The organism is Achromobacter sp. RW408, from assembly GCF_003184165.1.
Taxonomy (GTDB): Bacteria; Pseudomonadota; Gammaproteobacteria; order Burkholderiales; family Burkholderiaceae_B; genus Achromobacter; species Achromobacter xylosoxidans.
In genome coordinates this window covers 554,885-566,253 of the sequence record NZ_QHHO01000022.1, presented here as the reverse complement: position 1 = coordinate 566,253, position 11,369 = coordinate 554,885, and the positions used below count along the sequence as shown (strand labels likewise).

At 69.9% G+C, this 11,369-nt stretch carries 8 protein-coding genes; 1 reads left to right on the top strand and 7 read right to left on the bottom strand.

Annotated elements, in window-relative coordinates; all coding sequences use genetic code 11:
• A partial coding sequence (locus DK459_RS04890) for a PEP/pyruvate-binding domain-containing protein (protein WP_233256758.1) occupies nt 1-2,026 on the top strand: 2,026 nt, incomplete at its 5' end.
• Between the two features lie 174 nt (nt 2,027-2,200).
• Here DK459_RS04890 and lpdA read toward each other — a convergent pair.
• From lpdA to DK459_RS04855, 7 genes are all read right to left on the bottom strand, one after another.
• The gene (gene lpdA / locus DK459_RS04885; RefSeq protein WP_024068590.1) at nt 2,201-3,604 is read right to left on the bottom strand and encodes a dihydrolipoyl dehydrogenase; all 1,404 of its coding nucleotides are present in this window, start codon (nt 3,602-3,604) and stop codon (nt 2,201-2,203) included.
• Nucleotides 3,605-3,606: 2 nt separating this feature from the next.
• Nucleotides 3,607-4,962: a dihydrolipoamide acetyltransferase family protein gene (locus tag DK459_RS04880; protein ID WP_070781807.1), complete on the bottom strand. Its 1,356-nt coding sequence runs from the start codon at nt 4,960-4,962 to the stop codon at nt 3,607-3,609.
• A 1-nt stretch (nt 4,963) separates the two neighbouring features.
• Entirely contained in the window at nt 4,964-6,007 is a 1,044-nt protein-coding gene (locus tag DK459_RS04875) for an alpha-ketoacid dehydrogenase subunit beta (protein WP_006386386.1), read from the bottom strand.
• 3 nt (nt 6,008-6,010) lie between these two features.
• Nucleotides 6,011-7,243 (bottom strand): 3-methyl-2-oxobutanoate dehydrogenase (2-methylpropanoyl-transferring) subunit alpha, encoded by a 1,233-nt coding sequence (locus tag DK459_RS04870; protein WP_024068588.1) that lies wholly within the window; start codon nt 7,241-7,243, stop codon nt 6,011-6,013.
• A gap of 241 nt (nt 7,244-7,484) precedes the next feature.
• Nucleotides 7,485-9,887 carry a TonB-dependent siderophore receptor gene (locus DK459_RS04865; RefSeq protein ID WP_110134504.1) on the bottom strand — a complete coding sequence of 801 codons (2,403 nt, stop codon included), beginning with the start codon at nt 9,885-9,887 and terminating at the stop codon, nt 7,485-7,487.
• 61 nt (nt 9,888-9,948) lie between these two features.
• Nucleotides 9,949-10,920: a FecR domain-containing protein gene (locus DK459_RS04860; protein ID WP_070541280.1), complete on the bottom strand. Its 972-nt coding sequence runs from the start codon at nt 10,918-10,920 to the stop codon at nt 9,949-9,951.
• On the bottom strand, nt 10,917-11,369 hold a 453-nt coding region (locus DK459_RS04855), incomplete at its 5' end, for a sigma-70 family RNA polymerase sigma factor (RefSeq protein WP_233256757.1). The genes DK459_RS04855 and DK459_RS04860, both read right to left, overlap by 4 nt.

The window sequence follows — 11,369 nt, the reverse complement described above, 5'->3', positions numbered from 1 at the left end:
CGCGTCCTGGTTTCCGCCGCCCCTGTCCCGTCCAGCCATCCTGACGGCCGCCTGCCTGCTGGCGCTTGCCGCCCTCCCCGCCACCCAGGCGCAGACGGCGCGCAAGCCGTCGCCGTACGAAAACAACGTCATCGAACCCCTCAAGCCCCCCCGGCCGCTCACCCCCGAGGAGATCGCGGCGCGCAAGGCCGAGGATGCGCGACGCCGCGGCCCGGCCTTCATGGCCCGGGTCGAAAACGAAGCCGCGTTCCGCCAGCTGGCCCGGGTCTACAACGCCGGCACGCCGCTGGAAATCCCGCATGTGCTGTTCGTGATCGACCGCCAGCGCGGCAATCGCATCCATTACCTGGACACACCGCGCTACGGCCTGCACGAGACCTTCGCGCGCGAGCGGCGCCTGCTGCCCGGCAAGGACAAGGCCGTGCTGATCGCGCAGTACAAGGACCCCAACCGCCGCCTGCTGTTCGGCACCCTCAGCTGGCAGCGTGACCTGCCGGGATATACCTATGAATTCTGGGAAGGCGACCGCCTCACCCCCGAGCTGTTGAAGCTGGCCGACGAGGTGGTCGCCAAGAGCTTTTATGCCCCGGTCCGCTTCAAGACCAACTCGACCCTGCACGAACAGGCCGCCACCACGGCCGGCCTGACCTTCGTGACCCAGGAAGCCCTGCTGCGCGAACAGGCCTTCCTGCCGCTGAACCCCGGCAGCGCGCAGGGTCGGCTGCGCATCGTCGCCTCGGTCGAGGCCACGCCCGACCTCAAGCGCGACGACATCGTGGTGCTGGACGAAGTGCCGATCGCCATCCCGCCCGTGGCCGGCCTGATCACGCAGCGCCCGTCCACGCTGCTGTCGCACGTCAACCTGCTGGCCAAGGGCTGGGGCATTCCCAACGCCTACGTGCGCGACGCCACCACCGCACTGCGCCAGTACGACGGCCAGTGGGTCACGCTGACTGTCAGCGGCAACGACTACCAGGTGCGGCCCAGCGACAAGCCCGCCAGCCAACCGCCGGCCACGCCGCCCAAGCCGCGCGCGCAACTGCCCAAGCCCGACCTCAGCGTACAGGCGCTCAAGCCGCTGGATGCCCTGGCCGTGCGCGACAGCCGTCATTGCGGCGTCAAGGCCGCCAACCTGGGCGCGCTCCGGTCCGCATTGCCGCCGGCCGCCAGCGTGCCCGACGGCTTCTGCATCCCGTTCGCCCAGTACGCCGCGTTCATGAAGCGGCTGAATGTGGCGCAGCGCATGGCCGCGCTGGAACAGCGCCCGGACTTCATCGCCGACGCCGAGGTGCGGCGCAAGGAACTGGCCGCCCTGCGCCAGGACATCATGCAAGCCGCCGTCGACCCGGCGCAGGCCGAATCCTGGCGCGCGCTGTGGCAATCGCGCCTGAAGGGCGCGGGCGCGTTCGTGCGCAGCTCGTCCAATTCCGAGGACCTGCCCGGCTTCAGCGGCGCCGGCCTGTACACCACCGTGCCCAACGTCACCCAGCCCGACGCGCTGGCCAAGGCGGTGCAGACGGTATGGGCCTCGGTCTACAACTTCGACGCCTACGAAGCGCGGCGCGCGGCCGGGATTCCCCAGGACGCGGTGGTGATGGCCGTGCTGGTGCAGTTGGCGGCGCCGTCCGACAGCTCCGGCGTCATGATCACGCGCGATCCGTTCGACGCCAGCCGCCGCTACGTGACCTACATCTCGGCCAAGCGCGGCCTGGGCATCAAGGTGGTGGAAGGCAAGCGCCAGGCCGAGCAAGTGATGTATTCGAGCTGGTCCAAGGCGGTGCAGGTGCTGAGCCGCTCGGCCGAGGACACGCAATTGGTGGCGGACGCCGGCGGCGGCGTGCGCGAAGTGCCGATCGCGCCGGACGCGCGCCAGGTGCTGAACGACGCGCTGGTGGCGCGGCTGGCGGCCGTGGGCCGGCAGGTCAAGCAGCGCCTGGGCAAGGTCGACCAGGACATCGAATGGGCGGTGGTCGGCGACAAGATCATCATCCTGCAGGCGCGGCCCTACATCGACGCGCGCCGCTAGCGAGCACGAACGCGGGCGTTCAAGGCCTGTTGCCTTGAACGCGCGTGCCGCGCCGCGTGTCCTGCGCGCATCACGGACAGCCCATGCCGTCCGGCAACCGGGCCCACACAGGAAAAAGCCGCGGCGGCGGGCAGGATGCCCGCCACCACGGCTTCGGATACACCACGACAGCTTCTAGATGTGCAGCGCGTGCCCCAGCGCCTTGAGCGCGGCTTCCTGCACCGCTTCGCCCAGGGTCGGATGGGCGTGGATCGTGCCCGCCACGTCCTCCAGCGTCGCGCCCATTTCGAGCGACTGGCCGAACGCTGTGGACAGTTCCGACACCCCGCGCCCCACCGCCTGCCAACCCACGATCAGGTGGTTGTCGCGGCGCGCCACCACCCGCACGAACCCGTCGGTGGATTCCAGCGTCATGGCGCGGCCATTGGCGGCGAACGGGAACGACGCCGCCAGGCAGTCCAGCCCGGCCGCCTCGGCCTCGGCCGGCGACAGGCCGGCCACCACGACTTCGGGATCGGTGAAGCACACCGCCGGGATCGCGGCCGGCTGGAAGTGGCGGCGTTTGCCCGCCACCAGCTCGGCCACCATCTCGCCCTGCGCCATGGCGCGGTGCGCCAGCATCGGTTCGCCGGCGATGTCGCCGATGGCCCAGACGTCGCGCATGGAAGTGCGGCACTGGTCGTCGATGCGCAGCGCGTTGCCCTTGCGGTCCAGTTGCAGGTTTTCCAGGCCCCAGCCCTGCGTGCGCGGACGCCGGCCGACGGCGATCAGCACCCGGTCGGCGGGCAGCGCGGTCTCGGCGCCGCTGGCGTCCTGGATCCGCACCGCCGTGCCAGCGCCATTCAGCCCCAGCACCTTGCGGCCCAGGTGCAGTTCGACGCCCAGCTTGGCGAGGGCCGCGGCCACCGGCTTGGTGAGTTCCGCGTCGTAGGTCGGCAGGATGCGGTCCTGCGCCTCGACCACGGCCACCTCGGCGCCGAGCTTGCGGTACACGGTGCCCAGCTCCAGCCCGATGTAGCCGCCGCCCACCACCACCAGCTTCTTCGGGATGTCGGCCGGCGACAGCGCCTCGGTCGAGGACACCACCATGCCGCCGAACGGCACCGAAGGCAGCGGCGTCGGTTCGGACCCGGCCGCCAGCAGCAGGTGCTCGCACTGGATGCGCTGGCGGCTGCCGTCGGCGCTCTCGACCTCGACGGTCTTGCCGTCCAGCAGGCTGGCCCAGCCCTGCACCACCTGCACGCCGTTCTTCTTGAGCAGCGCGCCGACGCCGCCGGTCAGCTTGCCGACGATGCCGTCCTTCCAGGCCACGGTGCGGCCGATGTCGATGGCGGGCGCCGACACCGAGATGCCCAGCGCCGACTGGCCGGCGTAATGCCGCGCCTTGTCGAATTCCTCGGCCGCGTGGATCAGCGCCTTGGACGGAATGCAGCCGATGTTCAGGCAGGTGCCGCCCAGCCGGTCGCCCTCGACCAGGATGGTGGGCACGCCCAGTTGCCCGGCGCGGATCGCGGCCACGTAGCCGCCAGGCCCGCCGCCGATCACCAGCAGGGTTGTCGTCTTGGTAGTCTGGCTCATGCTTACTCCACGAAAAGCAGCGCGGGTTGTTCCAGCAGCGCGCGCACGGCCTGGATGAAGCGGGCCGCGTCCATGCCGTCGACCACGCGGTGGTCGAACGAGGACGACAGGTTCATCAGCTTGCGCGCCACCACGGCGCCATTGCGGAAGGCGGGGCGCTCGACGATGCGGTTCACGCCCACGATGCCGACCTCGGGATGGTTGATGACCGGCGTGGTGACGATGCCGCCCAGCGGCCCCAGGCTGGTGATGGTGATGGTCGAGCCGGACAGCTCGTCGCGTCCGGCGCTGCCGGCGCGCACCGCCTGCGCCAGCCGGCCGATCTCGGCCGCCATCGACCACAGGTCGCGGGTTTCGGCGTGACGCATCACCGGCACCATCAGGCCGCCATCGCTCTGCGTGGCAATGCCGATGTGCACGGCGCCGTAGCGCGTCACCTGGCCGGCCTCGTCGTCATAGCGGGCGTTGATCTGCGGGAAGTCGCGCAGCGCGATCACCATGGCGCGCGCCAGCAGCGGCAGCAGCGTCAGCTTGCCGCGCGACTCGCCGAACTTCGCGTTCAGGCTGGCGCGCAGGTCCTCGAGCTCGGTGACGTCGATTTCCTCCACGTAGCTGAAGTGCGGAATGCGGCGCTTGGACTCGGCCATCTTCTGCGCGATCTTGCGGCGCAGGCCGATCACCGGCACCTGCTCTTCGTCGTTGCGCTCGGCGTAGGCCGGGCCGCGCGCGGCGGTGACCGCGCCCTGCCCTTGCAGATAGGCGTCCAGGTCCTCGTGCATGACGCGGCCGGCCGGGCCGCTGCCGTGCACGTAGCGCAGCTCGATGCCCAGGTCCCAGGCGCGCTTGCGCACCGCCGGCGAGGCCAGCGGCTTTTCGCCGGGTTGGCGGGCCGCGGCGGGCGCCTGGCGCGCGGCGGCCGGACGGCTGGGCGGCGTGGATGGCGCTTGCGGCGCGGCGGCGGCAGGTTGCAGCGACGCGGCGATCTGGCCGGCAACGCCGCCGGCCGGGGTCTTGTCGGCCTTGGCCGGCGTCGACTCGGCGGCCGGCGCACTTGCCGCCGGCGCGGGCGCGGCCTGCGGTTTCTGCGCCGCCGCGTCACCCTTGAGATTGCCTTCGCCTTCCACTTCCAGGCGGATCAATTCGCCGCCCACGGCCATCACCTGGCCGACTTCCCCGCCCAGCGCGACCACGCGGCCGACCACGGGCGACGGGATCTCGACCGTGGCCTTGTCGGTCATGACGTCGGCCAGCGGCTGATCCTCGGCGACGGTGTCGCCCACCTTGACGTGCCAGCCTACCAGTTCGACCTCGGCAATGCCTTCGCCGATGTCGGGCATCTTGATGACATGAATACCCATCTCACACCTCCATCGCGCGTTTGAACGCTTCGCCGACCCGGCGCGGGCCGGGGAAATACGCCCATTCCTGCGCGTGCGGATAGGGAGTATCCCAACCGGTCACGCGCTCGACGGGCGCTTCGAGGTGATGGAAGCAGTGTTCTTGCACCAGCGCGATCAGCTCGGCGCCATAGCCGCAAGTGCGCGTGGCTTCGTGCACCACGACGCAGCGGCCGGTCTTCTTGACCGAGTTGACGATGGTTTCCAGATCCAGCGGCCACAGGCTGCGCAGGTCGATGACCTCGGCGTCGATGCCGGTTTCCTCGGCCGCGGTCAGCGACACGTGTACCGTGGTGCCGTAGGTCAGCACCGTCAGCGCGTTGCCGGGCCGCACGATGGCGGCGGTGTCCAGCGGCACGGTGTAGTAGCCGGTCGGCACCACGCTGCCCGGGCGTCCGGTCCACGGCGTCACGGGACGGTCGTGGTGGCCGTCGAACGGACCGTTGTACAGGCGTTTAGGCTCCAGGAAGATGACCGGATCGTCGTTCTCGATGGACGCGATCAGCAGGCCCTTGGCGTCGTAGGGGTTGGACGGCATCACCGTGCGCAGCCCGCAGACCTGGGTGAACATCGCCTCGGGGCTCTGGCTGTGGGTCTGGCCGCCGTAGATGCCGCCGCCGCAGGGCATGCGGATGGTCATGGGCGCGATGAATTCGCCCACCGAGCGGTAGCGCAGGCGCGCCGCTTCCGACACGATCTGGTCGGAGGCCGGATAGAAATAGTCGGCGAACTGGATCTCGCACACCGGCCGCAGGCCGTAGGCGCCCATGCCCACCGCCACGCCGACGATGCCGCCTTCGGAGATCGGCGTGTCGAACACGCGCGAGCTGCCGTACTTGGCCTGCAGGCCCTCGGTGCAGCGGAACACGCCGCCGAAATAGCCCACGTCCTGGCCGAACACCACCACGTTGCCGTCGCGCTCCAGCATCACATCCATGGCCGAGCGCAAAGCCTGGATCATGGTCATCGGCGCGGACGCCGGACCAGCATTGTTATCGATAGCCATGACTCACACTCCGAGCTGCTGACGTTGCCGGCGCAGGTGCTCCGGCATGTCCTTGTAGACGTCTTCAAAGATGCTGGCGGCGCTGGGGACGTGGCCGTCCACCAGGGTGCCGTAGCTTTCCGCTTCCTTCTGCGCCGCCTGGATCTCGGCGTCGAGCTCGGCGCGCACCGCGTCGTGCTCGGCGTCCGACCAGATGCCGCGCAGGATCAGGTGCTTCTTGAAGCGCTCGATCGGGTCGCCCAGCGGGAAGTGGCTCCAGTCGTCGCCGGGGCGGTACTTGGAGGGGTCGTCGGAGGTGGAGTGCGGGCCCGCGCGGTAGGTCACCCATTCGATCAGGGTGGGGCCGAGGTTGCTGCGCGCGCGCTCGGCGGCCCAGCGCGAGGCGGCGTAGACCGCCAGGAAATCGTTGCCGTCCACCCGCAGCGAGGCGATGCCGCAGCCCACGCCGCGGCCGGCGAAGGTGGCGCCCTCGCCCCCGGCGATGGCCTGGAAGGTCGAGATGGCCCACTGGTTGTTGACCACGTTCAGGATCACCGGCGCGCGGTACACGTGCGCGAAGGTCAGCGCGGTGTGGAAGTCCGCCTCGGCGGTGGCGCCGTCGCCGATCCAGCCCGACGCGATGCGGGTGTCGCCCTTGATGGCCGAGGCCATGCCCCAGCCCACCGCCTGGATGAACTGCGTGGCCAGGTTGCCCGAGATGGTGAAGAAACCGTTCTCGCGGTCGGAATACATGACCGGCAGCTGGCGCCCCTTGAGCGGGTCGCGCTCGTTGGACATGAGCTGGCACATCATGGTCACCAGCGACACGTCGCGCGCCAGCAGGATGCTCTGCTGGCGGTAGGTCGGGAAACACATGTCGCCCTGCTCCAGCGCCAGCGCGTGGGCCGAGCCGATGGCCTCTTCGCCCAGGCTCTGCATGTAGAAGGAGATCTTCTTCTTGCGCTGGGCGGTCAGCATGCGGCCGTCGAAGATGCGCGTCTTGAGCATGGTGCGCATGCCTCGGCGCAACAGCTCGTCGCTAATCTCCGGCGCCCACGGGCCGACGGCGCGGCCGTCGTCGTCGATGACCCGCACCAGGCTGTAGGCCAGGCTGCCGGTGTCGATCGCGGCGACATCAATGGGGGGTTTGGGCACCTCGCCGGGCGGCGACAGGCGCAGGTAGGAAAAGTCGGTCTTGCAACCCGGACGCCCGGTAGGCTCGGGGACGTGCAACTTCAGCGGCCCATATTGGCTCATGAATTGTCTCCACGCTTGATCGTGTCATGCGCATTCTTCTTACCAAGACACTGCCCAGGGGGGTGACCTCGGACATTGCCATCGTCGGCCTGTGCAAAGGGATAAACATGCACGGCCGGGAGCCAGAGTAGCACAGGGCGCGGCCCCGAGACAGGGGCCGCGCCAGGCCTCGCTCGCCGCACAGGCCCAGGGCCGGCCGGCGCGCGCGGCGGGAGGTTTTCCCCCTCCTGCCCGTCCGGTTTTACCAGCGATAGGTCGCCGTGCCGATCACCCGCCGCGGCTCGCCATAAAAGCAACCGTAGGTGCAACTGCCGATGTAGGTCTTGTCGGCCAGGTTGGTGGCGTTGAGCGCGAACTTCCACGGCCCGGTGGTGTAACTCACCATGGCATCGAACAGCGTGAAGGACGGCACCTCGACCGCGGTGCCATGCGCCAGGCCGCGCGTGCTGCCGACGTAGCGCACGCCCGCGCCGACCCGCAGCCCCGGCAGGCCGAAGGCGCCGAAGCCGTAGTCGCCCCAGACCGAGAACTGGTTGAACGGCACCGAGTTCAGGCGCTTGCCGACCTCGTCCGGTTGCAGCGGGCTGGCCTTGAGGGTGCGCGCATCGGTGTAGGCATAGGCGGCGATCAGGTTGGCGTGGCGGCCGACGCGGGTGCGCGCCTCCAGCTCCAGCCCGCGGGTGCGCGCCTGGCCGGCCTGGATCTCGTAGTTCGTGTCGAACGGGTCGGCCACGTTCACGTTCTTGCGCGTCAGTTGGTACACCGCCGCCGACAGCATGGTGTCCGACCCGGCCGGCTGGTAACGCAGCCCGGCTTCGTACTGCTCGCCGGTGGTGGGCTTGAAGCGGCTGCCCTGGCGATCCTGGCCGCTGGTCGGCTCGAACGATTCGCTGTAGCTCAGGAACGGCGCCAGGCCGTTGTCGGCCAGATAGACGACGCCGGCGCGGCCGGTGAAGGCCTGGCTCTTTTCGTCGTCCGCGATCTTTTCGCCGGTGAAGAAATTGCGTTCGTTGACCGTGACCCAATCGTGGCGGCCGCCCAGCAGCAGCACCCACTTATCGGCGATCTTGACCTGATCCTGCAGGTAGACCCCCAGGCGCTTCATGTCGGTTTTCGAGGACGACCACGGGAACGGCGTAGCCGGTCCCAGCGGGACGCCATAGACGGGGTCATAGAGATCGATGTTGGTGTTGCCGCGCAGGTAGCGCTCGGTCTCGTGCTTGGGCACCGAGTAGTCCAGGCCCGCCAGCAGCGTGTGGCGCAGCGGGCCGGTAGTGGCGTCGTACTGCAGCGATGTATCGGCCACAACCGCCGAAGACCGGTCCCAGCGCGGCATCGCGCCGCGATCGGCGGTGTGGCGCTGGTCGGCCTGTAGCTGCCAGATGTCGGTGGAGAAATAGGTGCTGTCCGCGTGGAAGTAGCGCACGCTGTTGCGCAGCTTGAGCTGGTCCGTGAATGCGTGTTCGAACAGGTAGCCGATCGAATAGCGCTTCATGATGAACTTGTCGAAGCCAGGTTCCCCCGTGAATCGATTGCGGGGAATCCTGCCGTTGGGATTGGGCAGGACCGTGCCCTGGCCAGGCAGGCCGTAGACGTAGGCCGTGCGGTCCTCCTGGTATTCCGCCAGCAGGGTCAGCGAAGTGGCATCGCTGGGTTGCCACTTGAGGGCCGGGGCCACGTAGGTCCGGTCGTCCGGCACGTGATCGATGAAGGTGTCGCTGTCGCGCTTCAGGGCGGTCAGGCGGTACGACCATTTTCCCTCGTCATCGAGCGCGCCGCCGAAGTCGCCGGAGATCTGCTTGCGGCGGAAGTTGCCCGCCTCGACATTCAGTTCATGCAACGGCTCGGTGGTGGGACGCTTGCTGACCGTATTGATGACGCCCCCCGGCGGCGCCGCGCCGTAGAGCACCGAGGCCGCGCCCTTGAGGAACTCGACCCGTTCCAGCCCGTACAGTTCCTGCCGTCCGTTGTAGATGTTCACGGTGTACAGCGTGCCATCGCGATAGTAGCTGCCCTGGGTGCCGCGAAAGCCGCGCAGGAACAGGCTGTCGGACGTGCGGTCCTGGCCCTCGGCGCGGCTCACGCCCGCCACGTAGCCCAACGCGTCCTGCAGGCTCTGCGCCTTGAGCGTCTCGATTTCCTCGGCGCCGACCACCGTGATCGACTGCGGCGTCTCGATGATGGGCGTATCGGTCTTGGTGCCGGTGGCGCTGACATGGGCGGCGTAGCCATGCAGCGGGCCTGTGGCCGATTCCGCCGCGCCGGTCACGCGCACCGGCTCCAGCAGGGCCGCCCCGCCCGTCTGCGGCAGGGGCCGCGCGCTGAAGGTGCCGTTGGCGGTGATGCGCAACTCCAGGCCGCTGCCCGCCAGCGCCTGGCGCAAGGCCTGCTCGGTCGTGTAGGTGCCGGCCACGGCTGGCGCCTGGCGGCCCGCCACCAGCGCCGGATCGACCGACACCGCGCGGCCGCTCTGGCGCGCGATGCGGGTCAGGGTCTCGGCCAGCGGCGCGGCGGGCAGATCGTAGCGCTGCGCCAGGGACGCGCCCGATTGGGCGCCCGCCTGCGCCTGGGCTATAGCGGCCGGCGCGGCCAGGGCAATGAGGAACGCGGCCGCCAGCTGCGGCGCGGGACGAACGGGGAACATGGAATCTCCTGCGACAAGGGGGTGCTTCAGGAGGTATGTCCAGCGAGCCCGCCGCAAGCGATCATTTTTTTTCGGCGGCATCGGCGCGCAGGTCGATGCTGACGAGCCAGCCGCCCAGCCCGCCGACCTCGATCGGCAGGGTCTGGCGCAGGGATTCCAGCACGCGGTCGGTATCGTCCAGCGGAAAGGCGCCCAGCACCCGCAACCGCGCGGCCTCGGGTGAAATGCGCAGGAAGCCGCGCCGGTAGGGCCGCAACGCCGCCACCACCGCGCCCAGCGGCTGGTCGCGCACCAGCAGCATGCCGTCGTGCCAGGCCGCGGTTTCGGCCAGCGCGGCATCCGACGCGCCGATGCCATCCGCCCCGAAGCGCGCGCCCTCTCCCGCCGCCAGGACGCGCCGCTGGCCCGCCGCGCGGACTTCGACGCTGTGCTCGATCACACAGGCGACGCTGCCCTGCTCGTCGCGCGCCACGCCGAACACCGTGCCCAGCGCCTGCACCTCGCCATCGGGACTGGCGACGATGAAGGGCCGCGCGGCGTCGGCCGCGACCCGCACGTACACCGCGCCCGCGCGCAGCCGCAGCACGCGGGCGCGGCCGCCGAACGCCAGGTCGACGGCCGAACGCGCGTTCAGCGTGACCTCGCTGCCGTCCGGCAGCGGATAGGTGTGGCGTTCGCCCGTCCCGGTGCGCAGGTCGGCGGCCAGGGTCCGCAACGGCGTCTGGCGGTCGACCAGGGCAGCGAGTCCGCCGGCCGCCAGCGCCAGCAGCAGGGCATTGCGCAGTGCGCGGCGACGCGAGACCGGCGCCAGCAGCGCCGCGCCCGCGGCCTGGATCGAGGCGCCGTCGCCCAGCGGCGCAAAAGTGGTTTTGACGGCGCCGGCAACCGTCTGCCAGGCGGCGGCGTGACGGGGATCGGCCTGGAGCCAGGCCTCGAAGCGGACGCGATCGGCCTCGGCCGCCTCGCCCGACGACAGCAGCACCATCCAGTCGACCGCGGCCTCGACGACGGCCGGCAGCGCGGGCACGCTCATGCGGCCAGGCGCGCCGCCACGCACAGCGTGATGGCCTGCTTCATGCCGCGGCGGACGGTGATGGCGGATACGCCAAGGCGTTCGGCGATCTGCGGATAGGTCAGCTCGTGCAACTGGCTCAGGAGAAAGATCTGCCGGACGCGCGCCGGCAGGCGCTGCAAGGCCCGGTCGATCTGCATCAGGGCCTCGACCACCAAGGCGCGCTGCTCTTCGCTGGGAACGCTGGCAGGCGGCAGGGCCTCGAGGCTGTCAAGATAGGCGCGCTCGAGTTCGCGGCGGCGCCAGAACGTGTACAGCGTGCGTTGCGCCAGCGTGGTCAGGAACGCACGGGGTTCGTGGATCGGCTCGGTCGGGCGGCCGGCCAGTACCCGCACGAAAGTGTCGTGCGCCAGGTCGGCGGCATCATGGCGGCAACCCAGCCGGCGACGCAGCCATTCCAGCAACCACGG

Excerpts from the sequence above, each read along its gene's own strand:
- lpdA (WP_024068590.1), bottom strand. The coding sequence starts at position 3,604 with ATGAGCCAGACTACCAAGACGACAACCCTGCTGGTGATCGGCGGCGGG.
- DK459_RS04880 (WP_070781807.1), bottom strand. The coding sequence starts at position 4,962 with ATGGGTATTCATGTCATCAAGATGCCCGACATCGGCGAAGGCATTGCC.
- DK459_RS04875 (WP_006386386.1), bottom strand. The coding sequence starts at position 6,007 with ATGGCTATCGATAACAATGCTGGTCCGGCGTCCGCGCCGATGACCATG.
- DK459_RS04870 (WP_024068588.1), bottom strand. The coding sequence starts at position 7,243 with ATGAGCCAATATGGGCCGCTGAAGTTGCACGTCCCCGAGCCTACCGGG.
- DK459_RS04865 (WP_110134504.1), bottom strand. The coding sequence starts at position 9,887 with ATGTTCCCCGTTCGTCCCGCGCCGCAGCTGGCGGCCGCGTTCCTCATT.
- DK459_RS04860 (WP_070541280.1), bottom strand. The coding sequence starts at position 10,920 with ATGAGCGTGCCCGCGCTGCCGGCCGTCGTCGAGGCCGCGGTCGACTGG.